The 25,728-nt window shown below is 63.9% G+C and carries 18 protein-coding genes and 5 tRNA genes; 4 read left to right on the top strand and 19 right to left on the bottom strand.

Annotated features, from left to right (window positions below; translation table 11 throughout):
• The first annotated feature begins 213 nt into the window (after positions 1-213).
• The gene (locus B5F33_RS01360) at positions 214-1,317 is read left to right on the top strand and encodes an IS110 family transposase (protein WP_087409985.1); all 1,104 of its coding nucleotides are present in this window, start codon (positions 214-216) and stop codon (positions 1,315-1,317) included.
• Between the two features lie 377 nt (positions 1,318-1,694).
• Here B5F33_RS01360 and rplA read toward each other — a convergent pair whose 3' ends face one another.
• The 10 genes from rplA to B5F33_RS01310 all read right to left on the bottom strand — a co-directional run bounded on the left by rplA (position 1,695) and on the right by B5F33_RS01310 (position 6,102).
• Positions 1,695-2,402 (bottom strand): 50S ribosomal protein L1, encoded by a 708-nt coding sequence (gene rplA / locus B5F33_RS01355; protein WP_087409984.1) that lies wholly within the window; start codon positions 2,400-2,402, stop codon positions 1,695-1,697.
• Between the two features lie 107 nt (positions 2,403-2,509).
• Complete coding sequence (rplK, locus tag B5F33_RS01350) at positions 2,510-2,938, bottom strand: 50S ribosomal protein L11 (protein WP_087409983.1); 429 nt, start codon at positions 2,936-2,938, stop codon at positions 2,510-2,512.
• A 114-nt stretch (positions 2,939-3,052) separates the two neighbouring features.
• Positions 3,053-3,589, bottom strand: coding sequence for a transcription termination/antitermination protein NusG (gene nusG, locus B5F33_RS01345; protein ID WP_087409982.1), 537 nt, complete (start codon positions 3,587-3,589; stop codon positions 3,053-3,055).
• Between the two features lie 3 nt (positions 3,590-3,592).
• Positions 3,593-3,970 carry a preprotein translocase subunit SecE gene (secE, locus tag B5F33_RS01340; protein ID WP_087409981.1) on the bottom strand — a complete coding sequence of 126 codons (378 nt, stop codon included), beginning with the start codon at positions 3,968-3,970 and terminating at the stop codon, positions 3,593-3,595.
• Positions 3,971-4,048: 78 nt separating this feature from the next.
• A tRNA-Trp gene (locus B5F33_RS01335) sits at positions 4,049-4,124 on the bottom strand.
• A gap of 12 nt (positions 4,125-4,136) precedes the next feature.
• Entirely contained in the window at positions 4,137-4,286 is a 150-nt protein-coding gene (gene rpmG / locus B5F33_RS01330; protein ID WP_079989048.1) for a 50S ribosomal protein L33, read from the bottom strand.
• Positions 4,287-4,574: 288 nt separating this feature from the next.
• Entirely contained in the window at positions 4,575-5,765 is a 1,191-nt protein-coding gene (gene tuf / locus B5F33_RS01325) for an elongation factor Tu (RefSeq protein ID WP_087409980.1), read from the bottom strand.
• 89 nt (positions 5,766-5,854) lie between these two features.
• Positions 5,855-5,931: transfer RNA gene (locus B5F33_RS01320), tRNA-Met, on the bottom strand.
• Between the two features lie 4 nt (positions 5,932-5,935).
• Positions 5,936-6,011 (bottom strand) — tRNA-Thr (locus B5F33_RS01315).
• A 6-nt stretch (positions 6,012-6,017) separates the two neighbouring features.
• Positions 6,018-6,102, bottom strand: a tRNA-Tyr gene (locus tag B5F33_RS01310).
• A gap of 295 nt (positions 6,103-6,397) precedes the next feature.
• Here B5F33_RS01310 and B5F33_RS01305 point away from each other — a divergent pair.
• Positions 6,398-6,472, top strand: a tRNA-Thr gene (locus tag B5F33_RS01305).
• A 384-nt stretch (positions 6,473-6,856) separates the two neighbouring features.
• On the opposite strand, the gene B5F33_RS01300 is transcribed toward B5F33_RS01305, so the two are convergent.
• From B5F33_RS01300 to B5F33_RS01255, 9 genes are all read right to left on the bottom strand, one after another.
• Positions 6,857-7,543 (bottom strand): NYN domain-containing protein, encoded by a 687-nt coding sequence (locus B5F33_RS01300; RefSeq protein ID WP_087409979.1) that lies wholly within the window; start codon positions 7,541-7,543, stop codon positions 6,857-6,859.
• Positions 7,544-7,545: 2 nt separating this feature from the next.
• Positions 7,546-8,478, bottom strand: a complete 933-nt coding sequence (gene rlmB / locus B5F33_RS01295; protein WP_087409978.1) for a 23S rRNA (guanosine(2251)-2'-O)-methyltransferase RlmB — start codon at positions 8,476-8,478, stop codon at positions 7,546-7,548.
• Between the two features lie 529 nt (positions 8,479-9,007).
• The gene (cysS, locus tag B5F33_RS01285; RefSeq protein ID WP_087409976.1) at positions 9,008-10,480 is read right to left on the bottom strand and encodes a cysteine--tRNA ligase; all 1,473 of its coding nucleotides are present in this window, start codon (positions 10,478-10,480) and stop codon (positions 9,008-9,010) included.
• A gap of 261 nt (positions 10,481-10,741) precedes the next feature.
• A complete protein-coding gene (gene ispF / locus B5F33_RS01280) occupies positions 10,742-11,239 on the bottom strand; it encodes a 2-C-methyl-D-erythritol 2,4-cyclodiphosphate synthase (RefSeq protein ID WP_087409975.1) in 498 nt (165 codons plus the stop codon).
• Between the two features lie 149 nt (positions 11,240-11,388).
• Positions 11,389-12,156 carry a 2-C-methyl-D-erythritol 4-phosphate cytidylyltransferase gene (gene ispD / locus B5F33_RS01275; RefSeq protein WP_239284648.1) on the bottom strand — a complete coding sequence of 256 codons (768 nt, stop codon included), beginning with the start codon at positions 12,154-12,156 and terminating at the stop codon, positions 11,389-11,391.
• A 1-nt stretch (position 12,157) separates the two neighbouring features.
• Positions 12,158-13,219: a DNA integrity scanning diadenylate cyclase DisA gene (gene disA / locus B5F33_RS01270; protein ID WP_087409973.1), complete on the bottom strand. Its 1,062-nt coding sequence runs from the start codon at positions 13,217-13,219 to the stop codon at positions 12,158-12,160.
• Between the two features lie 385 nt (positions 13,220-13,604).
• A complete protein-coding gene (locus B5F33_RS01265; protein ID WP_087409972.1) occupies positions 13,605-16,238 on the bottom strand; it encodes an ATP-dependent Clp protease ATP-binding subunit in 2,634 nt (877 codons plus the stop codon).
• Between the two features lie 389 nt (positions 16,239-16,627).
• Complete coding sequence (locus B5F33_RS01260) at positions 16,628-17,251, bottom strand: TetR/AcrR family transcriptional regulator (RefSeq protein WP_087409971.1); 624 nt, start codon at positions 17,249-17,251, stop codon at positions 16,628-16,630.
• A complete protein-coding gene (locus tag B5F33_RS01255) occupies positions 17,235-21,803 on the bottom strand; it encodes an acyl-CoA dehydratase activase (RefSeq protein ID WP_087409970.1) in 4,569 nt (1,522 codons plus the stop codon). The genes B5F33_RS01260 and B5F33_RS01255 overlap by 17 nt, the downstream gene beginning before the upstream one ends.
• Positions 21,804-22,342: 539 nt before the next feature.
• On the opposite strand from B5F33_RS01255, the gene accB reads away from it, so the two are divergent.
• Both accB and accC read left to right on the top strand, forming a co-directional pair.
• Complete coding sequence (accB, locus tag B5F33_RS01250; protein WP_204214324.1) at positions 22,343-24,256, top strand: acetyl-CoA carboxylase biotin carboxyl carrier protein; 1,914 nt, start codon at positions 22,343-22,345, stop codon at positions 24,254-24,256.
• 18 nt (positions 24,257-24,274) lie between these two features.
• Positions 24,275-25,630: an acetyl-CoA carboxylase biotin carboxylase subunit gene (gene accC / locus B5F33_RS01245; RefSeq protein ID WP_087409969.1), complete on the top strand. Its 1,356-nt coding sequence runs from the start codon at positions 24,275-24,277 to the stop codon at positions 25,628-25,630.
• The last annotated feature ends 98 nt before the right edge of the window (positions 25,631-25,728 follow it).

Here is a 25,728-nt window from a genome sequence, read left to right as displayed (position 1 = left end):
GTCGATATACTTTTTCTACTTAAGTGTTATTTCAGCTTTAGGTCTAGGCAGTGAGCTCATCGTTACGCCACACCTCACAGCAACTCCGGCAGCCCGATACAGACGATATGAGTCGAACATTGGGCCCCCCGCTTGCCGCGGCTCCGTGGGTCGGGCGACAATGGCAGTTCCAGCAAGCCGTGGCCGCGCGCCACATGCGACAAGGGAGGACCCATGTCCCAGTATGTCACCTCCATCGGCCTCGACGTCCATGCGCGCAGCATCTCCGCATTCGCCTTCAACCCGATGACCGGCGAGTGCGAGAGCGCCCGCTTCGGGTACGACCCCGTGTCCGTCGCGGAGTGGGCCCTCGGGTTCGAGGAGCCCAAGGCGGTCTACGAGAGCGGCGTCACGGGCTTCCACCTCTGCCGCGCGCTGCGGGCGCTCGGCGTCGACTGCGTCGTCGGCGCGGTCTCCAAGATGCAGCGGCCCGCCGCCGACAGGCGCAGGAAGACCGACAGGCGCGACGCCGAGTTCCTGGCGCGCCTGCTCGCCACCAGGAACGTCACCGAGGTGTGGGTCCCCGACGAGCGCACCGAGGCGGCCCGCGACCTCTCCCGCGCGCTGGCCGACGCGCGCGACGACCTCCGGCGCGCCAAGCAGCGCATGGGCAAGTTCCTGCTGAGGCACGGCCACGTCTTCGACGAGAGGACGCCGGCCGGCAGGCGCAGGGGCAACTGGACCGCCGCCTACTGCAGGTGGGTCGGCTCGATCTCGTTCGCGGAGGCCGACGACGCCTGCGTCCTCGAGTACTACCGCGACTGCGTGAGGCGCGCCGAGGAGGCGTGGAGGGACCTGGCGCGCAGGGTCGCCGAGGCGGCGGGGCGCCCCGAGTGGAAGCCCGTGTGCGACGCGCTGCGCTGCCTCAAGGGCGTCGAGTCGGCGACCGCCTTCTGCCTCGCCGCCGAGGCCGGCGACTTCGGCCGCTTCCCGACGGCGCCGTCCTTCGCGTCGTGGTGCGGGCTGACGCCCTCGGAGCGCTCGAGCGGGGAGACCGTGTCGCGCGGGGGCATCACGAGGGCCGGGAACGCCCACGCGAGGGCGGCCCTCGTGGAGGCCGCGTGGCACGTGCCCATGTCCGGCAGGGCGCCGAAGGCGCTGGCGAGCGGCCAGTCGGTGGCGCCGGCCGTCAGGCGGCACGCGACCAAGGGGAACAGGAGGCTGCAGGACAGGCGCGAGGCGATGCGCCTGTCCGGGAAGCGCCCCTGCGTGGCGAACTGCGCGACCGCGCGCGAGATGGCGTGCTGGGCGTGGGCGCTCGCCCGCATGGCCGGGTAGGCCCGGGCGCCGCATACCGTATCTCCACCGGCGACCCAGCGGATTCGAGGCAGCCGGGGGCCATTCGGGCGACTTTTTCTGGGCACCGGGGGACCGGCACGCCCGACACACAGACTGTCATACGACCGTAGGCCCCCAGCCGGACAGACGAAATGCGGTCCCGACCCGCGGATATTAAACTGACAGACACCACTGCGTCGACACACGCCTTTTAAAACGACGGGGAAGCCGGTTCAGATAGGGGGCCCCGACCGGTCGCGTTTGACCCGCGAGCGGTCGGGGCCGTATTGCCGCTTGACAATGTTCGACTCATATTAAAAAACGCCCGCCTGCCAAACGGCAGACGGGCGAATGCAAGCGCATATGGTACAGGCGCGCTACTCAGCCATGAAGTTGCGCTGAACGGCGGGGTCGACCTTGACGCCCGGGCCCATGGTGGAAGACAGCGAGATGCTCTTCACATAGCGGCCCTTAGCAGAAGACGGCTTGACACGCAGGATCTCGGTGTAGAGAGCAGCGTAGTTCTCAACGATCTTCTGGTCGTCGAAGGAGATGCGGCCCACCGGCACGTGGCAGATGCCGTAACGGTCGGCACGATACTCCACGCGGCCAGCCTTGAGCTCGGCAACCATCTTGGCGACGTCCATGGTCACAGTGCCCAGCTTGGGGTTGGGCATGAGGCCACGGGGACCAAGGATCTTACCGATGCGGCCAACCTTGGCCATCATGTTCGGGGTAGCGATCGCGGCGTCGAAGTTGATCTCGCCAGCCTGGATCTGAGCGACCAGGTCGTCGGCACCGATGACGTCAGCGCCAGCAGCCTCGGCCTCGCGAGCCTTCTCGCCCTCGGCGAACACGGCGACACGAACGGTCTTGCCGGTGCCGTGAGGCAGCGAGATGGAGCCACGAACGTTCTGGTCGGCCTTACGGGTATCGATGCCCAGACGGAAGTGAGCCTCGACGGTCTCGTCAAACTTGGCCGGAGCGATCTCCTTGACGAGCTTCACAGCCTCGAGCGGCGTGTAGAGCTTCAGAGAATCGACCTTCTCGGCAGCGGCGCGGTAGTTCTTTCCATGCTTCGGCATGTTACACCTCCTGTGGTAAACGGGCTCCTGCCCTCCCACATCGAACATGTGCGGTATTGCACATTAAACGGGTGCGCCCCTTTGACGCACCCGTTGATACCAAATGGTTACCCGGCGATAGTAACGCCCATGGAGCGGGCGGTACCAGCGACGATCTTCTTAGCGGCCTCGATGTCGTTGGCATTGAGGTCCGGCATCTTGATCTCGGCGATCTTGGTGAGCTGCTCCTGAGTGAGCTGGCCAACCTTGTCACGCTGCGGGACAGCAGAACCGCTCTTGAGCTTGAGCTCCTTCTTGATGAGGTGAGCCGCAGGCGGAGTGTGGCACTCGAAGGTGAACGAACGATCTTCGTACACGGTGATGACGACAGGGATAACGTCGCCCATCTTGTCCTGCGTAGCAGCGTTGAACGCCTGGCAGAACTGCATGATGTTCACCTGAGCGGCACCGAGGGCGGGGCCCACGGGAGGAGCCGGGTTGGCCTGGCCGGCAGGAATCTGAAGCTTGATGACGGTGGTGACTTTCTTCTCAGCCATCTTTCAAACCTTCCTGGAAAAATACTTGCAGAACATATCGTCAGCGTTCACGTGCTAGAAGCACCTGCGAGGTTGAGCGGACCTCGTGGAAACACGCGCTCGCGAACAAACGAATTAGCTGATAACGGCAACCTGATCGAAGCCAAGCTCCACAGGGGTCTCGCGACCGAAGATGAGGAGGTTGACCTTGACCTTGCCGGACTCGGCGTTGACCTCGGAAACCTGGCCATCGAAATCGGCAAGAGGACCAGAGGTGACCTTGACCGAGGTACCGACCTCAAGATTGACGGCCGTACGCTTAGGAGCATCGCCCTTCTTGGAACGACGCATCATCTTGTTGTACTCGTCGCGCGAAAGCGGAGAAGGCTTGCCGTTGGCGCCCAGGAATCCCGTGACGCCAGGCGTGTTGCGCACGCACGTCCAAGCATCGTCATCCATCTCCATTCGGACCAGCACATAACCCGGGAAGATCTTGACGTCCTTGGTCTCGCGCTTGCCGCCTTCCTTGATCTCGGTGACGGTCTCGGTGGGAATCTCGATATCGAAGATGCGATCCTGCATGCCCATCGTCTCGATACGATGCTCAAGATCGGTCTTGACGCTCTTCTCGTAGCCCGAGTAGGTGTGAACGACATACCAACGCTTCGACATGGCCTACCCCCTCAATCCTGCAAAGAGGGCCAGGCCCTCGCCGATAGCCATATCGAGCACGAAGATAACGACGCCGACGACCACCAGGGAGACGCAAACGGCGACGGAGTAATTAATGAGCTCCTTCTTGCTGGGCCACGTGACGCGGCGCATCTCGGAGCGAACCGAACCAAGATACTTCTTGGCGCGGGCGAACAGGCCGGGCTTGCCGCCCTTGTTCTTCTTGGCCTTTGCAGCCTTGGAGGTCTCCTTGGCAGGCTTGCCCTTCGCATCGGCCTTCTTGGCTACAGCCTTCTTCTCGACCTTAGCATCGGCCGCGGCAGCCGCAGCAGGCTGGCTGCTCTTCTGCTGTGCCTTCTTCTTGTTCTTCTTGTTGGCCATGATGCTGAACCTCCGGCGCAAAAGCGCTTGACAGTTAGAAACCGTAAGCCTCGTTTCCGAGGCTTACGGGATAGGTGCTGGCACGCCAGGAAGGACTCGAACCCTCAACACTCGGTTTTGGAGACCGATGCTCTACCAATTGAACTACTGGCGTATGTATGTGAGACTAGCGGGTCTCTTTGTGCACGGTGTGACGACGGCACCAGGGGCAATACTTCTTGATCTCCATACGATCAGGCATGTTCGCCTTGTTCTTGGTGGTCGTGTAGTTGCGACGCTTGCACTCAGTGCACGCAAGGGTGACTAATGTACGCATGAAACTCATTACCTCCAAATACCGCCCCGTACGGGCACGATGGAACACATTATCATCTGGAAACTGTCGCGTCAACGACAAAGTGGGTTTCGGCCGCTTTCCGCAGATTCGACACATAACCCAGACCAGCGTGGCACGTCACGCGCTAGTAAGAACATGCTACACGACGTTACACCGCGATAGAAGGCAACGTGCAACGTGCCTCGCTGGTCTCTCACAGAAAGAACCCGGCTCCCGTAACAGGAACCGGGTTCCAACAAATCAGCTCAGAGTATCTTAGAGACTAAGTTACTCGATGATGGTGCTGACGACGCCCGAGCCGACGGTGTGGCCACCCTCGCGGATAGCGAAGCGCAGGCCCTCCTCCATGGCGATCGGGTGGATGAGGTCGCCCTCAATGGTGATGTGGTCGCCAGGCATGGCCATCTCGGTGCCCTCAGGCAGCTTGACGGTGCCGGTAACGTCGGTCGTACGGAAGTAGAACTGCGGACGATAGCCGTTGAAGAACGGGGTGTGACGACCGCCCTCTTCCTTGGTCAGGACGTAGACCTCGCCGGTGAACTTGGTGTGCGGGTGCACCGAACCGGGCTTGCAGAGAACCTGGCCGCGCTCGATGTCCTCGCGCTTGATACCACGGAGCAGGATGCCGACGTTGTCGCCAGCCTCGCAGAAGTCCATGGTCTTACGGAACATCTCGATGCCGGTGGCGACGGAGGACTGGGTCTCCTTGATGCCGACGATCTCGACGGGCTCGTTGAGCTTGAGCACGCCACGCTCGACACGGCCGGTAGCAACGGTACCACGGCCGGAGATGGTCATGGTGTCCTCGATGGCCATCAGGAACGGCTTGGCGTCGTCACGCTCGGGGGTCGGGATGTAGGTGTCGACAGCGTGCATGAGCTCACGGATGGAGTCATACCACTTCTCGTCACCGTTGAGGGCGCCAAGAGCGGAGCCGCGGATGACGGGGATGTCGTCTCCCGGGAAGTCGTACTCGGAGAGGAGCTCACGGGTCTCCATCTCGACGAGGTCAATGAGCTCCTCGTCGTCGACCATGTCGCACTTGTTCAGGAACACGACGATGTAGGGCACGCCGACCTGACGGGCGAGCAGGATGTGCTCGCGGGTCTGAGCCATGGGGCCGTCGGTAGCAGCGATGACCAGGATAGCGCCGTCCATCTGAGCAGCACCGGAGATCATGTTCTTGATGTAGTCAGCGTGACCAGGGCAGTCGACGTGAGCATAGTGACGGGTCTCGGTCTCGTACTCGACGTGGGCGACGGAGATGGTAATGCCGCGCTCGCGCTCCTCGGGAGCCTTGTCGATGTTCTCGAAAGCGGTGAAGTCAGCCTTGCAGCCAGGGGTCTCGGAGAGAACCTTGGTGATGGCGGCGGTCAGCGTGGTCTTGCCGTGGTCCACGTGGCCGATGGTGCCGATGTTAACATGCGGCTTAGTACGCTCGAACTTTTCCTTGGCCATAAAGCCCTCCTCCTTAAGGTCGTCCCTGGCGGGACATGCCTTCTTAACCATAGTGGCCTCCCCATGATGGGAAAGCCACCGTGTTACCGTGGTAGCGGTGACTGGATTCGAACCAGTGACGCCACGGGTATGAACCGTGTGCTCTAACCAACTGAGCTACACCGCCGTACTGGAGCCTGCGACCGGACTTGAACCGGTGACCTCCTCGTTACCAACGAGGTGCTCTACCGACTGAGCTACACAGGCACTTGCTGGTGGGAGCGCAAGGATTCGAACCTTGGTAGGCAGAGCCAACGGGTTTACAGCCCGTCCCCATTAACCACTCGGGCACACTCCCATAAGTGCAAGTCCCGACGCTTTGCAAGCTCATGCATAAGCCCGCTCTCGCGTCGAGCAGGTGAATAGTACGACGTTCGCCGCGGGCATGTCAACCAAATTGCCTGAATACACGGTGCCGGGCGTATCTATATCCGTTGACCTGCGGTTTTATATTTCTATTTGATGAACACTTTATGAATGCCGCTGGTATTGGTTCAAACGTTCCGGTCGCCTCTTATGAGAAGGCCTTCCGGTTTTGCTCTGCCTGTGCAGCCGTTGGCCCGCGAGCGCTTTTCGGGTAAGATGTTCCCTGCGCCAGCGTGGCTCAACGGTAGAGCAAGTGATTTGTAATCACTGGGTTGCGGGTTCGATTCCTGTCGCTGGCTCCATTGTTCTTGAGGGCCTGTCATCCTTGCGGTGATGGGCCCTTCTTCTACACAGAGCCGGGAATCGAACCCGATTACGGGCGCGGAGCTGCGAAAACGCGCGGGCGTTTTCCAGCGAAGCGCGCAAGGGCGGCGAAAGCCGCCCGCAGCTGAGGGAGCGCACCAGCCCGAGGCGCATCCACTAGCACCCCTCACTCAAGATCTGCGGCATATCACACGCTCGAATTCTATATTGTGGCAATCCACACGCTCGGACCCCCAAAATGGGCCCTTGAGCGTGTGGATTGTTACAACATAGCTACCTGAGCGCATGTGAGCGTGTGAAATGCCGCAATTCGCTACCTGCGCATCGACGTTATGCGGCACGCCGCGATCCATCGGCCTCGCTTAGCGAACCCGGCCGCGCAGCGCATCGAGCTTTGCACGGGCCTCGGGCGACAGCCTACTTCCCAGCGTCATCTTCATAGGCGGAGCGTCCTCAGCCGCCGCCACATCGGCATCGATCTGTTTGATCTCGTCGACAAGCATACGTGCGGAGATGCGCGTAACGCCCTTCCCCATGACCGTAGCCTGGATCGTCCCATCGCTGGTGACGACCGAGCACGCCCTCCCCGCCTCACGGGCCTCGGTGCAGAGGCGCTGCACCACGGTATCGGCCGACACCCCCGTCGGAGAAAACTCGATGCGAACGCCCGCCTGCGGAATGTTGGGGCGATCGGCCGACACGTTGCCAGCGCCATCGAACACGATAACCGCCTCATAGCGCCTCTGTGCAAACGCCGCCACGTCACGGATGAGCGCCATGCGTGCCGATACGTAGACGTCGTTTGAGTAGGGGTCGTCTGAGCGGTCGTAGATGAGCTTTTCGTATCGCGGCGTCGCGTGGATGATGTTATAGCCGTCGACCACCAAGAGCTCGCGCTCGCCCGGCTTGCGACGTGCCGGAAGCGTGATGTCATAGCTCGGAGCCGCGAATGCGTTGCCCACGCCAAAGGTGCTGGCCGAGACGATGGGCTTGGCCGACCCTTCGCCAAATCGCTTGGCCTTGGCTTTTGCCCGGCTCTTCTTCGACATGCCTACATCGCCTCCCTGCCGCGTGCCCCTGAGAGGCTTTCGACGTTGCGGCGAAGCCATTCATAGCACAGCGCCGTGGTTGCCTGGGCCACATTGAGGCTCTCCGTGACGCCAAGCTGCGGCAGTTTGGTGAGGTCGTCACAACTCTCTAGGACCAGGCGCGAGATTCCGTCGCCCTCGGAGCCCATAACCAGCGCAATACGACCTTCAAAGCCGGTCTCCCAGCAGCTTGCCTGCGCATGCTCGCTTGCTCCGACAACCCAGAATCCCGCAGCTTTCAGCTCCTCGAGCGCTCGGGCGATGTTGGGTACGCGCGCAATGGGCAGATGCATGACAGCTCCGGCAGATGTCTTGTAGGCACCCACGTTGACCTCGGCAGCCCGCTTGTTGGCAATGACGACGCCCGCCGCACCGACCACCTCGGCAGAGCGCACGATGGCGCCGAAGTTGCCGGCGTCGGTCACATGGTCGAGCACGACCACCAACGCCGGGCCGTCCCCGGAACGCGAGACGATATCGGCAAGCTCGGCATAGGGGAACGCACCCACCTCGAGCACGATGCCCTGGTGTGCCCCATGGCTTGAGATCGCGTCGAGCTGGTCTTGCGAGACATACTCGACCGACACTCCGGCAGCACACAGGCCGGCTACCAGCTGCGACAGGCCTGCGTCGCGGGCGCGCTCGGCGTCTGCAACCAACGCCCGCTTGATGGGAAAGCCCGTACGCAGCGCCTCGGCCACCGCACGCCGTCCTTCGAGGTAGGACCCTGAAGCCACCGGTCGCGTCGACCGTTGCCGGGCCCCCTGACGCCCCGAAGACTCAAACCCGGTTGCTGGCCGCGATGCGCTTCGGCGCGAAGAGCCTTTACCCTGGCCCTTCGGTCGATTCCCCTCTTTTGACGAACGCTTCGAGCCCGCCCTTGTCTTATCTGCCACTCTCTATCCCTTCGATTCGTTTGACCGCACCTATTGTCACATCAAACGACCCGCGCCTTTACAGCATCGAGAAAAATCCCGACGACACCCGTTGTCCGGGCAGAAGCTGCAGAGGCGGCATTCCCTTGGATTGCACGGTCGCACACGGGGGCCTGACAACGATATGTGCCTATATGACCGTAGGCGCCCGATCCGCTATGGACCAGACGCCTACGGTCTACGAATGCATATTTCCTGTTCTGGGGTCTCGCAGACTGCCGTTCAATCCGAGGACATTAGCCTTGGGCCATACCCGAAGGCCTGGACAAGAAGGCGTGCTCCACTACGGCTCCTAGGCGCTGAGGCGTGCCAGGTTGCCGCGAAAGAGGAGGGAGCACGCCACGCGTGCGGCAGCCGACTACCCCGACGCAAGGGCTGGGCGCCCGGTCCACCTAGGCGCTGAGGTGCGCCAGGTTGCCGCGAAAGCCGAGGGCATTGGCCTTAGGGCCATGCCCGAAGGCTTGAGCGGCAAGATGGTGTGCCTCAGCACCTAGGAGTGCTTGAGGCGGGAGCCGGCAGCCGTATCCTCAATCACCAACCCCATATCGCGCAGCTGGTCGCGAATCGCGTCGGCCAGCTCCCAGTTCTTGGCGGCGCGGGCATCGGCGCGCGCCGTAAGAATCCGCTCGGCGGCCTCGTCCACGTCGTCTCCGGTATAGCCCACCAGACCGGCTGCGACTCCCAGCAGCCCCACCGGCAGCTCTTCTTTGGGCTCCGGCAGCTCGATACCAAGCGTCCCCAGCCAGTTGGCAAGCACGCCCGCAGCAGCAAGCGCAGCGCCCTCGTCCACGGCATCGCGCGCTTGTGTGTCCTCAAGATAGTGATTGGCGCGCGTCACGGCCTCGAAGACCGCCGCGATAGCTCCGGCCGTATTGAAGTCATCATCCATGCAGGACGTGTAGGTACGACCAAATGCCGCAAGGTCCTCGCCCAGCGCGTCGGCCGCGGCGACATCGGGGTTGCCCGCCGCGTGGCGAGCCGCCCAGCGCAGGTTTTCGACCGTGCCGGCAATACGCGCAAGCGAGCTCTCCGCACCGTCCAGGCGCTCCCACGAGAAGTCGAGCGGCGAGCGGTAGTGGGTCTGCAGCATGAGCAGGCGGAGCGCCGCGGCCGAATGCTTCTCGAGCACCTCTTCGAGCGTGAAGAAGTTGCCCAGGCTCTTGGACATCTTCTCGCCGTCCACGAGCAGCATGCCCGTGTGCATCCAAGTGTTCGCAAAGCCCTCGTGCCAGCAGCACGTGGCCTGAGCGCACTCGTTCTCGTGATGCGGGAACGCAAGGTCGGACCCGCCGCCGTGAATGTCGATGGGGCATCCAAGATAGCGGTGCACCATGGCGGCGCACTCGGTATGCCAGCCGGGACGTCCGTCTCCCCAGGGGCTCGGCCAGCTGGGCTCGCCGGGCTTGGCGGCCTTCCACAGCGCGAAGTCGAGCGGATCGCGCTTCTCTTCGCCCGCAGCGATGCGCGCACCCACCATGAGCTCGTCCACCTTGCGGCCGGAAACCTCACCGTAGGCGGGATCGCTGCGCACGGCAAAGTACACGTCGCCGTTGTCGGCGGCATAGGCATGCCCCTGCTCGATCAGGCTCTTGATCATGCCGATCATAGGCCCGATCTCCTTGGTGGCGCGCGGACGAATATCGGGGTCCATCACGTTCGCGCGGTGCATGACGTCGATGAACTTGGTCGAGAACTCCTCCGCGACCTCGGCGGCCGTGCGACCCTGCTCGTTGGCGCGGTTGATGATCTTGTCGTCCACGTCGGTGAGGTTCTGGGCGAACGTGACCTCGTAGCCACTCGCGATGAGCCAGCGGCGAATAACGTCGAAGCTGATGAACGTACGTGCATTGCCGATATGAATGTTGTCGTAGACGGTGGGCCCGCAAACATACATGCGAACCTTGCCCTCCTCGATGGGCTTGAACTCTTCTTTTTGATGCGTTGCGCTGTTATATATCTTCATGAGAATCCTCTCGAAGAGGTGCAATCGTCCACGCCGTATAAGTCGCTGTCGAAGCCAGATGGATCGCCAGCTCTGCGAAACGTCAACACCCCATTGATAGACCGTTCTTGAGCATATCCTACCTGAGCGGGAAGGAAGCACAAAGGGTGAGTTAACAACCCGCCATGCCGGTCGGATATTCATCACCATGCCGAATGCGTCCACGCCACCGGAAGCCATACTGGAATCCCAAACCGACCAGCGGCGTCCAGCAGCCCGGCCCTAGGCCTGATGCTTGATGACGCGACGTTCAAGCAGGCAAACCGCCCAGGCCCCAATGCCCTCGCCGGCGCCTTCCCAACCCAGCCGTTCGGTCGTGGTCGCCTTGACACCGACGTTCTCGACGGAAACGCCCAGCGCCCGGGCAAGGTTCTCGCGCATCTGGTCGCGATAGGGACTTATCTTCGGCTCCTGGCAGGCGATAGTACAGTCGGCATCCACAAGCTCGAAGCCCTCGCTTCGCGTATAGGCCATAACGGCTGCAAGCAGCTTCAGCGAGTCCGCGCCCTCGTAGGCAGGGTCCGTATCGGGGAAGAGTTTTCCGATGTCTCCCCCGCGCATGGCGCCCAAGATAGCGTCGGCGAGAGCATGCGCCAATACATCGGCATCGGAATGCCCCAGCAGCCCCTTATCGTGCGGGATGTCCACCCCGCCGATGATACAGCGCCTTCCTTCCACCAGTCGATGTACGTCATAGCCATGACCGATACGCAGCGACATGAAGAACTCCTTGTGCCTAAGCGGCGCCACGCGCCAGCACCGCGCGCCAGCAGTTAGATACCGAACCATGATAGCGCAGGGCCCGGCAGCCGCTTTGCGCCCCGCTGCTCGAACCACAACAGGCTCAAGGCGCGTCCGCTAGAGATCCCCTAGAGACGCGGCATGACTCCCGTATCCTGGGCACTTTCGGCGTCGCTCATGCGGCCAAGAAGGATCGCCGTCACCGGACGCAGATCCTCGGGCACGGTAACCTTCAGATTGTCGCGCGGGCTTGCAACGCAGTGAACCGTACCGCCCATGCGCTCCACCAGCGAGGCATCGTCGGTCCCTACAAACTGGTCGGCCACCGCGGCGGCGTGTGCGCGACGCATGACGTCGACGCTGAAGATCTGCGGCGTCTGCGCCGCCCAATACATGCTGCGCGGCGGCGTCTTTACGATCTGCTCGCCATCGACGATCTTGAGCGTGTCGATGGCCGGCTGGCCACACACCACCCCGTCGAGCGAGCGGTCGTGCAGCAGCACCTGGATGGCGTTGTCGATGGCCGCGGTCGTAATGAGCGGGCGGGCGCCGTCATGGATGGCAACGTACTCGAACCCCATGGGCACGGCGTCCACGCCCGACGCCGTAGAATCCTGGCGGGTCTCCCCCGCATCGGCAAAGGTGATGGGCGTCTTGAAGTCAAACGGGTCTATGGCCAGACGACGCATCTCGGCGCGCTTCGCCTGCGGACACACGACAACGATGTGCCCCACCAGGCATGACCGGTCAAACGCCATGATGGACCACGTCACCAGTGGACGTCCTGCCACGTTTACCAGCTGCTTGCCGCCTGGGTTCCCAAAGCGGGAGCCGCATCCGCCTGCAACGATAACCGCGCATACCGGCGGACGCGACGGCACTCTTTCCTGCAGCACCTTATGCCCCCCGCTTGCCCTGCATACGATAGAGCGAATCCGCCAGGATCGTGGGGTTGTTCACGCCGAAGTCACCCAGGCGCTCCGGGTCCTTGCGGATGTCGTCCATGAGGTCCTGCAGCGAGCCGTACTCGTCGACGATCTTTTCGGCAACGCCATCGCGCACGACCGACACCTGCGACAGGGTACGCAGGCCCAAAGGCGTCATGACGGAGTCCTCGTCCAGGTCGTCGTATCCAAGCACCTCGGCCACACGCTGCGGATTGGTAAGATCCCGCGGCGTCATGGACGAGAACTTGTCCCGAATGCGGCGCGCGTTCTCCTCTGAGGAGTCGCTTGCGTAGTCGCGAATCATCAGGGTGTACTCGGTATCGATGCTCGTGCCCGCCAGCTGCTCAAGCTGCATCTGGACAAGCTTGCCCTGCGTGCCGAGCTTCACGATGCAAAACTCCAGCTCGCCCTTGGCCTGCTGCAGAATCTCGAAGCTCGAGAAGATGTCGGTGATGTCGGCAAGCGTCACGTAGTCGTCCAGCTCAAGCGCGGTGAGACGCAGCAGGGCACGGTCGAGCGAGGTGCGCGTGGTCTGAAGCGTCGACACCAGCTGGTTCACGGAGCTCATGATGTCCGGAACGGGCTGGATGGTGTAGGACTTGCCATGCACGTAGACGTTCACCACGGCGCGGCGAGCCGAGACCGAGATGACGATGGCGTCGGTCAGCACGCTCATGCGCGCGGCGGTGCGGTGACGCATGCCCGTCTCGCTCGTGGCGAGCGAGGGGTCAGGATTCAGGTGGAAGTTCGCGCGCAGAATCTGGGTGACGTCGTCGTCGATGACGATGGCGCCGTCCATCTTGGAGAGCTCAAACAGGCGATTGCTTGTGAACGAGATGTTCAGCGGAAAACCGTCGTTGCCCGCCGCAAGCACATGCTCGGTGTCGCCCACGCAGATGAGGGCACCCAGGTGACCTGCGATAATCATGTCGAGGGCGGTGCGAATCGGCTGTCCTGGTGCGGTCAGTCGAATCGCCTCGTTCATACGCTTTTGGACCCGCTCTTTATCCAATGTGCTCCCCCATCCCATGCGCTCGCATATTGTTTGGCTCGTCAGTCACAGTCATACAGGTATTTTCGCACGCCCATCCATAAATCCACCCCCACAATCGCAGATTGAAACAGAAATAACCTCCTGCCCGTGGCGCCGCAGTACAGAGCGCATGTTGGAGGGGTCGCGAATCTGTAGCTCTATGTCCCACCGGACAGCACAATCCCACGACGGCAATCCCACGACGCATACCCACGACATATGCAAAAGCGGCGGACCCAAAGATCCGCCGCCTTCTCTTACCGCAATGAGTCGACGCTCATCTGCCCTGTTGTGGTGCGCCAGCTGCCGTTGTGGTATGCCCGCCGCTTGCGCAGGCAAACGGGGCTGCTACAGGTCGGTCGACCTAGCACGCCCCGGCGCCGGACTGCGCGACGCCACCGGGGCCGCTGCCCGTAAGCGCGGGAGCCCCACCACCCGAATGCGGAGCGGGCTCGAAGGAAGCGCCCAGCGCCCCCTGCGGCCGCGGAGCGGGAATCTCGCCCGTGGTGTGCGAGAACACAAACTCGCCGTCCACCACGTCGCACAAAACCGTATCGCCCTCGCTCCATTCGCCTGCCAGCAGCTCCTCGGAAAGCGGGTCTTCGATGAGCTTCTGGATGGCGCGGCGAAGCGGACGAGCGCCGTTGGTGAGGTCGGTGCCCTCGGCGACGATCTTCTCGATGGCTGCCGGCGTCGTCACAATGTTCATGCCGTTGGCAATGAGTCGCTGACGCAGGTCGTCGATGAGGAGCTCGGCAATCGAGGTAAGGCTCTCGCCCGAGAGCTTCTGGAAGACCACGATGTCGTCCACACGGTTCAGGAACTCCGGCCTAAACAGACGCTTGAGCTCGCCCATGGCGCGGCTCTTGATCTCCTTGGTGGACAGCCCCGACTCGCCCGTGGTTCCAAAGCCCACGCTGGACTCCTGCGAGATCTCGCGAGCGCCCACGTTGGAAGTCATGATGACCACGGTGTTGCGGAAGTCGACCGTCTTGCCCTGTCCGTCGGTGAGGCGACCCTCGTCGAGCACCTGCAGCAGGATGTTGAAGATGTCGGGATGCGCCTTTTCGATCTCGTCGAAGAGCACGACCGAGTAGGGATGTCGGCGAACCGCCTTGGTGAGCTGGCCGCCCTCCTCGTGGCCCACGTAGCCCGGGGGCGAACCGATGAGCTTCGAGACCTCGTACTGGCTTGCGAACTCGGACATGTCGAAGCTGATGAGCGCGTCCTTGCTGCCAAACAGGTACTCGGCAAGCGTCTTGGCAAGCTCGGTCTTACCCGTGCCGGTGGGGCCCAGGAAGATGAACGAGCCGCCGGGACGGCGCGGATCCTTGAGCGGCGAGCGCGAACGCCGGATGGCCTTGGCCACCAGCGACACGGCCTCGTCCTGACCGATGATGCGCGTCTTGAGCACGTCTTCGCAGGCCAGCAGGCGACGGGATTCGTCCTCGGTGAGCGACGACACCGGCACGCCCGACGTCACCGACACGATGTCGGCGATCTGGGGCACGTCGATGACGATGGGGCTTGCATCCATCTGGGCGTTCCAGGAGGCGCGGGCCTCGGAAAGCTCGATCTCGGCGGCGTGCTCCTGCTCCTTAAGCTCGGCGGCGCGATTCATGTCGTCGCGGTCCGTGGCGTCCTCGACCTGCTCCTTGAGCTCGGCCACGCGCGCCTCGGCGTCACGCACCGGCTGCGGGGCATGATTGGCCGCGATGCGCGCGCGAGCGCCCGACTCATCGATGAGGTCGATGGCCTTATCGGGCAGGTAGCGGTCCTGGATATAGCGCGCAGAGAGCTTCGCCGCGGCCTCGACGGCCTCGGGCGTGTAGTGCACGTGATGGTGCTCCTCATAGCGCGGCAGCAGGGCGTTCAGGATCTTCACCGTATCCTCGATGCTCGGTTCCTCGACATCGATGGACTGGAAGCGACGCTCGAACGCCGGATCCTTGGTGAGGTACTTGCGGAACTCCTCGGCGGTGGTAGCACCGATGATCTGGAAGGCGCCGCGGGCAAGCACCGGCTTGAGCATGGAGCTCGCGTCGATGGAGCCTTCGGCCGAGCCGGCGCCGATCAGCGTGTGCATCTCGTCGATGAACAGAATCACGTCGTCGGCATCGGTGGCCTCCTGGATTACGCCTTTCAGGCGCTCCTCGAACTCGCCGCGATACTTTGCACCGGCAACCAACCCGGGCAGGTCGAGCGACCAGATATTCTGGTTGATAAGGTTCTCCGGCACGTTGCCGGCAGCGATCTCCTGCGCCAGGCCCTCGACGATCGCCGTCTTGCCCACGCCCGGGTCGCCCAGAATAAGCGGGTTGTTCTTGGTGCGACGGGACAGAATCTCCATCATGCGGGAGATCTCTTTCTCGCGCCCGATGACCGGGTCGAGCTTGCCCTCGCGCGCCTCCTGCGTAAGGTTGGTCGCGAACTGCTTAAGAACGCTCGTCTCGCCGCCCTTGCTCTGCGCGGCCTCGCCCGAGAAGAACGGCAGACCTGCACCGGGACGCCCCGCGCCGGCGCCCGCCATGGGGCGCTTGCTGCTCTGATCTTTGGACGTGAGCTTCTCGACCGCCACGCGCACCGAAGCCGCGGTGACACCCAGGCGCATGAGCAGGTCGACACCCTTGCAGGAGGATTCGTCGACCACACCCAGCAGCAGGTGCTCCGTTGAAACGTAGGTCTGGTTGTTCTCGCGCGCCAAGCGGAAGGAGCGCTCCATAACCGAGATGACCGCCGGGGTGAAGGCGAGCTTGGCCTGCTCGGCATCGTCGTCGACGTCGCCCGGCTGGGTGGTGAGCGTCTCCTTGAGCTGAGTCAGAATGTCGTCGTAGGAGATATCCAGCGAACGCAGCGCCTCGGCAGCGATGCCCTCCTCCTCTTTGGCGAGGGCCAGCAGCAGGTGCTCCGTGCCCACCTTGGTGGACGAAAGCGCGACCGCCTCTTCTTTTGCCATCGCCATGACGCGACGGGCGCGGTCGGTAAATCTGTCTAGCATGCTCTACACCTCTTTTGCGTGTTGGTACCCCGGATGTGTACCCAGGGACGTACCATAATAGTCGAACAAATAGTCGTTCTACGTGAATACTGGCATAACGAGGGCGTATAGCCCCACCGACAAGGGCGCATTGCTGCGCCAACAAGGCCTATAGCCCCGCCCCGAAAACAACTCGTTTCGTTTTTATGCAGTTTATTCGCGATCTGCAAAGTAGAGCGAGTTATAGCACCTCGGAATCCTGGGCTTTCGTTGCCAAAATCAAGCGGCTACTCGGCGAGTTGCGAAATAACTGCATAAAACCGAAACGAGTTTCTGCTGACTGCCGCCGAAGGGCCTGTTGCTGCACTGTCCGGGCCAACACGTTCTGCGGCGCGCCCCGGTGCGCCTCGTCAGGCAGCTCTGCAGTGGAGGCGCTTCTTGACCTCCTCGGGCTGCATGCCCTGTGCCCTCGCCACGGCCTCGATGGTCGCGTGCGCCACCTGTCCCAGATACGCGCGGGCATCGGCATCCAGGGGAATGGCGCCGTCGGCGTTCAGCATGTAGGAGAAATACCCCAGCAGGCCGCCGACCATAAACTGAATCGCGAACGTCGCAGCCGGCGCCAAGTCGTCGCCTTCGTCGCACAGTAGCTCTTGCCACCGGGCGTGAACGGCCTCGCGCACCGCGACCTCGACTGTCCGCGTGGCACCGGCGCGCATGACCAACGAGATGCGCCGAATGCGCCGGGGAGAGAGCGACCGCATGAGCGCCTTGGCGTCCCCTCCCGCCAGAATCCCCGACATCGCGCGCGCAAGCGCGTCGTCGGCAAAGAGCTCCTCGCGGATGGCACTCGCAGCAAGCGCGTCCATGTCGGGAAAGTAATAGTAGAAGGTGCCGCGGTTGCAGCACGCCGTGTCGGCGACCGCCCCCACCACGATCTCGTGGATGGGGCGGTCTTGTAGCAGCTGCCAGAAGGCGTCGATGATGCGCTGCCTCGCGCAGACCCCCTCTGCGTCCTTACGCGGTCGTGCCATGATCGGCCCCCTCGTCGACCGCGCCCACACCGACGTTCGGAGCCTCCTCGGCGTGGGCGGCGGCGTTGCCGCGCTCGCGCGCGTTCATGATGAGCATCTGCAGGCGGTTCTCGACGTTTGCAAAGCTCACGTCGGGATCGTAGTCCAGCGGCAGAATCTGAGCGTCGGGATAGCGCTCCTTCAAAGCGCGCACCAATCCGCGTCCCACCACGTGGTTGGGAAGGCAACCGAAGGGTTGCAGGATCACGAAGGCGCGGCAGCCCCGCGCCGCGTTCTCCAAAATCTCGGCCGGAATCAGCACGCCCTCGCCTGCGTCGAAGGTATGGTGCAGCACGTCGTCGCTCACCTTCACGAGCTCGGGCATGCGCACAGGCGGCTCGTAGAGCGGGTGCGCCTTGGCAATGCGGTCGCAGCGGTCGTGCGCGATGTCGAACAGGTTGTCGGCCGTGGCGTACCACACCCGGTCTGCCAGCGGAATGTCGACGTGGTACTCGCGCGACTGGGCATGCTTGTAGAAGTAGCTCTTGCGAATGACGTCGGTCATGCGTGCCTCGATGATCTCCAGGCCGTTTTGCTCCAGGTAGCGCTCGATCTCGTGGTTGGCGCCAGGGTGGAAGTTGAGCAGGTACTCGCCCACGATGAGCACCGTCGGCCGTGGGTTCGAGCGGTCGTAGGGCACCTGTTTCATAATCTCGATGGCGCGCTTGAAGCCCTGCTCGGCACCGCGCAGGCCATGGTCCTCGATGCCGTGAATCACCTCGTCAAGCGCGGCGTCGAAGGCGCGGTCGGCCGCGCCCGGTTCGAGCTCGTAGGGACGCATGCGGCGCAGCAGCGCCTCAAGCGCATCGATCATGGGAAGGCCCCAGGCGATCTCGAGGCTCGCCGGAAGGCTCAGACGGAAGCCCGGATGCGCATCGTGCGCGTCCACGTCGTCGTTTGTGAGCACGGGCACGTTGGCGTAGCCCGCGTCGTCGAGCGCGCGGCGCAGCAGCGGCATATAGTGCGTCAGACGGCAGTCGCCAATATACTTGCCGGTCACGATGGCGACCTCGTCGGAGTCGTACTTGCCGCTCTCGAGCGCCGCAAGGGACTCGCCGATGGTGATCTGCGCCGGGAAGCAGATGTCGTTGTGCACGTAGCGCTTACCGAGACGAATCGCCTCCTCGCGGCCCACCGGCAGCGGGTCGGCGCGCACGCCTTCACGCCTCATGGCGGCCGTCATAAGGCGGCAGAAGGCGTGGCTCGTGTTGGGCACGAGCACCACCTTGCGCTTGCGATCCTCACGGACGTACTTGACCTCATAGGGGTCGGGCAGCTCGCGCGGGGCGCTCGACGCGGCAGGACTGCCCGCCTCGTCACGGCGGCGGCGCTCGGTGGTCTCGATGAAGGAGCGCACGCGGATGCGCAGCGGGCCGGTGGCATCGCTCTCGTCAATCTTTAGGATGAGCGGCGCCTTGCCCGAGATCTCGCGCATGAGGCGCACGATCTCGTCGGAAAGATAGGCGTCGTGGCCGCAGCCAAAGCTCACGAGCTGCACGTACTCGAGGTCGGGCGAGCTCGCGGCGATCACGGCCGCGGAGAGCATGCGCGCATGGAAGTTGTTCACGATGTCGAGGCGGCTCTTCGAGAGGTCCACGTCGCGCACGCCGGGCACGGCGTCGGGGGTGAGCACCGGAATCCCCTGGTTGCAGAAGAGCTTCGGCAGACCATGGTTCACCAGCGGGTCGTTGTGATAGGGGCGCGACGCCATGACCACGGCATAGGTCCCGGCAGCGTGCACCTGGTCCAGCACCTCCTGGCCGCGCTGCTGAATCCGGTCGGCAAAGGCGTGCTGCGCTTCGTCACCCTGTCGAATGGCTGCATGGGCTGCGTCTTCCGACACGCCGAAGGTCTCGCCGAGCCAATCTGTCAGCTGGCGCACGCGGTCGCGATCGGTGTACCAGTGGAACAGCGGCGCGTCGAAGGGCACGCCGTAGCGTTCCTCGGGGTTGTCGGAGTTCTTCATCACGTAGGGATAGCCCTTCACCACGGCGCACATCCACTCGCTTGTCTTGGCGGTGTTCTCCGTAGGCACGGTGGTGATGATGGGCATGAAGATGCGGTCCACATGCGCGTCCACGAGCTCACGCACGTGTCCGTGCACGAGCTTTGCCGGGAAGCAGATGGTGTCGGAGGTCACGTGAGCCAAACCGCGCTCAAAGGTGCGGCGCGTGCTGGGGCGTGAAATGCGCACCGTGAAGCCGAGGGCGCGGAACATGGTCGACCAGAAGGGCATGTTGTCCCAGAACTCAAGGACGCGCGGAATGCCGATGGTCACGCCGCGGGCGGGGGCAACCGGCGTGCAGGGCCAGTTTTGGAAGAGCAGCCGTTCGCGCTCATCAAAGAGGTTCGCCGCAGGCTTCGGACGTGCGGACGCTTCCGCATCGTCGGCGGGAAGCCCACGGGTGCCGGGCGCGGGGTCGTCGCTGCCCTTGGGGTCCTGGACGGGTGCCACCGCATCGGGGACCTCACGCGTGAGCTCGGCCCAGTCAATCTCCTCGCCGCGCGGGCAGCGGTTGCCCGTCACATAGAGCGAACCGTCAGAGAACGCGATGACGGTGCGCGAGCAGTGGTTGCCGCAACGGCGGCAGGTGACGCCGGCGTACTCCTCGTGCGCAAAGCCCTCCATGGCGTCGAGGCCGATGAAGCTCGATGCGCAGGCCTCTCCTCCGCGCTCCTCCTGCCCCGTGGCATGCTCGGCCGCAAGCAGCGCGACGCCGATCGCTCCCATGAGGCCGGGGTGCGGCGCGCGCGTGACGGGACGGCCGAGATATTGCTCGAAGGCGCGCAGCACGGCGTCGTTGCGGAACGTACCGCCCTGGACCACGATGCGGTCGCCCAGGCGGTCGAGGTTGGATACGCGAATCACCTTCGTGAACACGTTTTCGATGATGGAACGGCAAAGGCCCGCCATGATGTCGTCGGGACCTTTGCCGCGGCGCTGCTCGGACACTACGCTTGAGTTCATGAACACCGTGCAGCGGCTGCCCAGGCTCGCCGGCTCTTCGGAACGGAAGGCGGCGCGAGCGATCTCGTCTACGGGGATGTGCAAGTTCGCGGCGAACCCCTCGAGGAAGGAGCCACAGCCGGCCGAGCACGCCTCGTTCACCACGATGTCGGTAAGCACTCCCTTGTCCAGCCAGATGGCCTTCATGTCCTGGCCGCCGATGTCGAGCACGAACGTGGCGTCCGGCACGCACATGGCGGCGGCGCGGGCGTGGGCGACGGTCTCGACGGTGTGATAGTCCGCATGGAGCGCGCGGGCGAAGAGCATCTCGCCGTAGCCCGTCGTGCCCACCGCGTCGATGGCGAGGGTGACGCCGGCCTCGTCCCAGCGGCGCTTAAGGTCCAGAAGACCCCGCCGCGCAACGTCGAGCGGCTTTCCCTCATTGGACGCGTAGAACGAGTCGATGAGGCCGCCCTCGGCGTCGACGAGCGCAAACTTGGTCGTGGTACTGCCCGAGTCGATGCCCAGATACGCATGGACCACCTCGCCGCGCCGATAGGCGGCAGGACCGGGCGCCGGCTGCTCGGCCGGATGGCGGCGCTCGAACTCTTCGCGTTCCTCATCGGTCGCGAAGAAGGGCGCCGCAGCGGCGATGTCAGGATCTTCTACGGGATGCGCCTGCAGCTCCTCGAGCGCGGCCACGCCGGCGACGGGGTCCACATCGTCCTGCTCGTCGGCAAACAGGCCGGCAAGCGAGAGCGCCGCGCCGCGGGCAATCATGACCTGCGGGTCCTGCGGCACCACCACATCGTCATCTGTAAGGTCAAGCTGCTCGCGGAACACCTTCACGAGCGTGGGATTGTAGGCGAGCGTGCCGCCCTCGAAGATGACCGGTGCCTCGATATCGATGCCCTGGGCGAGCCCTCCGATGGTCTGGCGCGCCACGGCATGCATGGCGGAAAGCGCGAGGTCGGCGCGCGAGACGCCCTGGTTGAGCAGCGGCTGGACGTCCGTCTTTGCGTAGACGCCGCAGCGGCCGGAGATCTCATACACCGTGGTGCCCTGCGCGGCGAGCTCCTCGAAGCCCTCGCTCGGCACGCCCAGGAGCTTTGCCATCTCATCGATGAAAGCGCCGGTACCGCCGGCGCAGCTGCCGTTCATGCGCATGTCCGAGACCGTAGGCGTGCCCGAGTCGTCGGCGTGGAAGAAGATCATCTTCGCGTCCTGACCGCCCAGCTCGATCGCGCAGCGGACCTGGGGATACAGCTCGCGGATGGCGATGGAGTTGGCCACGACCTCCTGAATGTAGGACGCGTTGAGCGCCTGGGCGATGTCGCGGGCGCCCGATCCCGTGACCGCCACACGCAGGCGCGCGCCCGGAAAGCGCTCGCCCACATCGCGCAGCGCCTCGGCGGCGCTGGCCGCCTGACGGGCGTTGTGGCGCTTGTAGCGCCAGAAGAGCGTTTCGTTGTTCGAGGGATCCAAAACAAACGCCTTCGTCGTGGTTGATCCGATGTCAAGACCAACGTGCAGAAGGCGGCCAGCATAGTCGGTTGTCTGCGCCATATGCTCCTCATCTATTTCCATGTTGCGGGCGCACCTCGGCGTGTCCGCGTTGCCCCCGATTGGGCCCGTGACCTGCACCGACCCCCGGGGGTGTTGCCGATTACATGACACGGCATCGAATTTGTCTCGCGTATATATACCACCAATGGAAATACAACAAACTGTTGAGTTTTATTTTTCCGCAGGCTTCTCGCAAGCCAGTGTGATAAACGCCCCGTCCGGCACGCCGTCCGTCCGGCACGCATGGCAGGTGCAGCCGTCCGCCCCGCCCGATGCGGCCATGCGAACTTCGTCCGGCACGCACGCCCGCACCGCGCCCGGTCAGTCTGTCCGGCACGCCGCCCGCGCGCCATCCGCCCCACCTGTACGCGCCGCACCTGGTCAGTCTGCCCCCCCTGTCCGGCACGCCTGTCACGGACCGCATCGGGCGCTCACCGATAAAACGCCGCCAACCCCTTGCGCGGCTCCTATAGTTGGGGGCAAGGCCGAGTCGGGTCATTCGGACCCAGCAAAGGAACACCATGAGAGGAGGCTGGCTTATGGCCGACAATCGTCTCCGCATTATGGACACCACCATCCGCGACGGCCAGCAGTCGCTTTGGGCGACGCGCATGACCACCGCAGAGATGCTGCCCATTCTGCCAAAAATGGATGAGGTAGGCTATTGGGCGATCGAAGCGTGGGGAGGTGCGACGTTTGATACCTGCCTGCGCTTTTTGGACGAGGATCCCTGGGAGCGTCTGAGGCTCATCAAGGAGCGTTGCCCCAACACGCCGCTCGCCATGCTGGTACGTGGCCAGAACCTGGTGGGCTACAAGCACTATTCATCGGATGTGGTCGAGCGTTTCATCGAGCGCGCCCACGCCAACGGCGTGGACGTTTTCCGCGTGTTCGATGCCCTGAACGACATAGATAACATCCGGGATTGCGCGGCGGCCATCAAGAAGGTCGGCGCGCATTTTGAACCCGCGATCTCCTACACTCGCAGCCCAGTCCATACCCTCGACAGCTATATCGGCTACGCACGCCAGCTCGCCGAGCTCGGAGCCGACTCCCTGTGCATCAAGGACATGGCCGGCCTGTTGGTGCCCTACCGCGCCGCACAGCTGGTCTCCGCCCTGCGCACCGAGATCGGTCTGCCCGTGCATATGCACTGCCACTTCATCGGCGGCATGGCAAGCACCAACTATCTGCGCGGAGCCGAGGAAGGTGCCGAGATTGTGGACTGCGCCCACGCGCCGCTGGCGTTTGGCAACTCGCAGCCTGCGGTCGAGATGACCGTCTCGTCGCTCTCGGGCTCGCCCTTCGACACCGGGCTCGATCTGGACCTGCTGTTCGAGATCGCCGACTACTGGGACGCCGTACGCAAGCGCGGCAAGCACCAGCGCGGCATCACCACGCTCACCCACATGCGCATCTACAAGCATCAGATCCCGGGCGGCATGATGTCGAACCTCGTGGGCCAGCTTGATCTGCAGAACATGCACGACCGCCTGCCCGAAGTCGTCGCCGAGATTCCGCGCGTGCGCAAAGAGGTCGGCTACCCGCCGCTCGTCACGCCTATGAGCCAGATCGTCGGCACGCAGGCCGTCATGAACGTGCTCACCGGCAAGCGCTGGGGCATCGTCTCGCAGGAGATGCGCGACTATCTGATGGGCTTCTACGGCAAGACGCCCGCGCCGATCGACCCTGCCATCCAGGAGAAGGTGCTGGGCAAGGTCGACGTGGCCAAGCTGCAGGAAGAGGCCAAGAATGCCCACCTGCAGACCTACGACGAGGCTGCAGCAGAGATCGGAGACCTGGCCGAGTCCGAAGAGGACGTACTCTCTTACGCGCTCTTCCCCAACGAGGCGCGCGCCTATCTCGAGCGCCGCGCCGCCGGCAAGGTCCACCCCATCACCGAAGACATGAACGCCACCGCTGAGAACCAGGACATGGATACCGAGGAGGAATCCGATATGAACGTCACCCAGATCCGCGAGCTCATCGAAGCCCTTGACGGCAGCTCCGTCGCCGAGGTCACCATCAAGGACGGCACCACCGAGGTCGCCATCAAGAAGCCCGTCGCCGTGAGCGCGCCCGCCCCTGCGCCCGCACCCGCAGCAGCCCCCGCTCCCGCCGCGGCTCCGGCTGCACCTGCCGCAGCTCCCGCCGCGACCCCGGCCGAGCCCGCTGCCGCCGAGCCCGCGGCCAGCGCGCGCCCCGCAACCTGGAAGGCCGTCGAGTCCCCGATGGTGGGCACCTTCTATCAGGCCCCTGCGCCCGACGCCGACCCGTTCGTGAAGCTGGGCGACACCGTCGAGGCAGGCCAGACGCTCTGCATCGTCGAGGCCATGAAGCTCATGAACGAACTGCCCGCCGAGGAGCCCGGCATCATCCGCGAGATCTGCGTCAAGGACGCCGAGCCCGTCGAGTTCGGGCAGCCCATCTTCTACTATGAGCCCGTCGCGTAAGGGAGCGAGGCGATAGCTGTGTTCAAGAAGATCCTCATCGCCAACCGCGGCGAGATTGCCCTGCGCGTGGTGCGCGCCTGCAAGGACCTAGGCGTCACCGCCTGCGTAGCCTACTCGACCGCCGACCGCAACACCGCCGCCGTCGAAGAGGCCGATGAACGCGTGTGCATCGGCCCCGCCCCTTCGGCCCAGAGCTATCTGGATATGGCGCGCCTTGTGGGCGCCGCCGTGTCACGCGGCTGCGAGGCCGTGCATCCCGGCTACGGCTTTTTGTCTGAGAACGCCGAGTTTGCCCGCAAATGCCTGGAGAACGGGCTCACCTTCATTGGCCCCGACCCCGACGTCATTGACCGCATGGGCGAGAAGAGCAACGCCAAGCAGACCATGAAGGCCGCCGGCGTGCCCACCGTGCCCGGCTCCGACGGCGCCGTCGAAACCGTCGAGGAAGCGGCGAAGTTCGCCGAGGAGGTCGGCTACCCGGTGCTCATCAAGGCGAGCGCCGGCGGCGGCGGCAAGGGCATGCGCGAGGTGCACGACCCCGCCGACCTGGAACACGAGTACAATGCCGCCCGCTCCGAGGCCCGCGTTGCCTTTGGCAACGACGAGGTGTACCTCGAGAAGCTCATCACCCGCCCGCGCCACGTCGAGGTGCAGGTCATGGCCGACAACTTTGGTCACGCAGCAGCCGTGTGCGAGCGTGACTGCTCTGTGCAGCGCCGTCACCAGAAGCTCTGCGAAGAGGCGCCGAGCCCAGCGCTCACGCCCGAGCTGCGCCGCAAGATGTGCGAGACGGCCGTGAAGGCCGTGCGCGCCACGGGCTACACCAACGCCGGCACCATCGAGTTCCTGCTCGACGAGGACGGCAGCTTCTACTTCATGGAGATGAACACCCGTATTCAGGTGGAGCATCCCGTGACCGAGGAGATCACCCGTACCGACCTGGTATGCGAGCAGCTGCGCATCGCGTCCGGCGAGCCCATGACCATCCCCGATGGCGGCATCGACACGCCCGACGGACACGCCTTCGAGTTCCGCATCAACGCCGAAGACCCCGAGCATGCCTTCCGTCCGTGCCCGGGCACCATCACCAAGCTGCGCCTGCCCGGCGGCCCCGGCGTGCGCGTGGATACCCATGTGTACGAGGGCTACAAGATTCCGCCCACCTACGATTCGCTCGTCGCAAAGCTCATCGTATGGGGACCCACCCGCGAGCAGGCGCTCGCCCGCGCCAAGCGCGCGCTCGACGAGTTCCAGATCGAGGGCATCAAGACCACGCTGCCGTTCCATCGCGCGGTCGTACGTGAACCCGACTACGCAGCCGGCATCGTGTATACCGACTTCATCCCCACGCACATGCCGCAATTCCTGGCATAGCAGCTCGGAATCGTTTCTCAACATGTAGGCAAAAGGCCGCGCGTCCCTGCTGTGGGGCGCGCGGCCTTCTTGGTTTTAGTGGGCCTTGCCGTATCTGG

This window comes from Collinsella sp. An2, assembly GCF_002160065.1.
In the GTDB taxonomy this organism is placed as follows: domain Bacteria; phylum Actinomycetota; class Coriobacteriia; order Coriobacteriales; family Coriobacteriaceae; genus Limicola.
The sequence above is the reverse complement of the archived record's forward strand: the minus strand, read 5'-3'. Positions and strand labels throughout refer to the sequence as shown.

Bases quoted from the DNA above. Each gene is read 5' to 3' on its own strand.
- cysS (WP_087409976.1), bottom strand. From the start codon at position 10,480: ATGAAGATATATAACAGCGCAACGCATCAAAAAGAAGAGTTCAAGCCC.
- B5F33_RS01255 (WP_087409970.1), bottom strand. From the start codon at position 21,803: ATGGCGCAGACAACCGACTATGCTGGCCGCCTTCTGCACGTTGGTCTT.
- B5F33_RS01265 (WP_087409972.1), bottom strand. From the start codon at position 16,238: ATGCTAGACAGATTTACCGACCGCGCCCGTCGCGTCATGGCGATGGCA.
- ispF (WP_087409975.1), bottom strand. From the start codon at position 11,239: ATGTCGCTGCGTATCGGTCATGGCTATGACGTACATCGACTGGTGGAA.
- B5F33_RS01260 (WP_087409971.1), bottom strand. From the start codon at position 17,251: ATGGCACGACCGCGTAAGGACGCAGAGGGGGTCTGCGCGAGGCAGCGC.
- nusG (WP_087409982.1), bottom strand. From the start codon at position 3,589: ATGTCGAAGCGTTGGTATGTCGTTCACACCTACTCGGGCTACGAGAAG.
- B5F33_RS01300 (WP_087409979.1), bottom strand. From the start codon at position 7,543: ATGTCGAAGAAGAGCCGGGCAAAAGCCAAGGCCAAGCGATTTGGCGAA.
- tuf (WP_087409980.1), bottom strand. From the start codon at position 5,765: ATGGCCAAGGAAAAGTTCGAGCGTACTAAGCCGCATGTTAACATCGGC.
- accB (WP_204214324.1), top strand. From the start codon at position 22,343: ATGGCCGACAATCGTCTCCGCATTATGGACACCACCATCCGCGACGGC.
- B5F33_RS01360 (WP_087409985.1), top strand. From the start codon at position 214: ATGTCCCAGTATGTCACCTCCATCGGCCTCGACGTCCATGCGCGCAGC.
- rplA (WP_087409984.1), bottom strand. From the start codon at position 2,402: ATGCCGAAGCATGGAAAGAACTACCGCGCCGCTGCCGAGAAGGTCGAT.
- rplK (WP_087409983.1), bottom strand. From the start codon at position 2,938: ATGGCTGAGAAGAAAGTCACCACCGTCATCAAGCTTCAGATTCCTGCC.
- rpmG (WP_079989048.1), bottom strand. From the start codon at position 4,286: ATGCGTACATTAGTCACCCTTGCGTGCACTGAGTGCAAGCGTCGCAAC.
- secE (WP_087409981.1), bottom strand. From the start codon at position 3,970: ATGGCCAACAAGAAGAACAAGAAGAAGGCACAGCAGAAGAGCAGCCAG.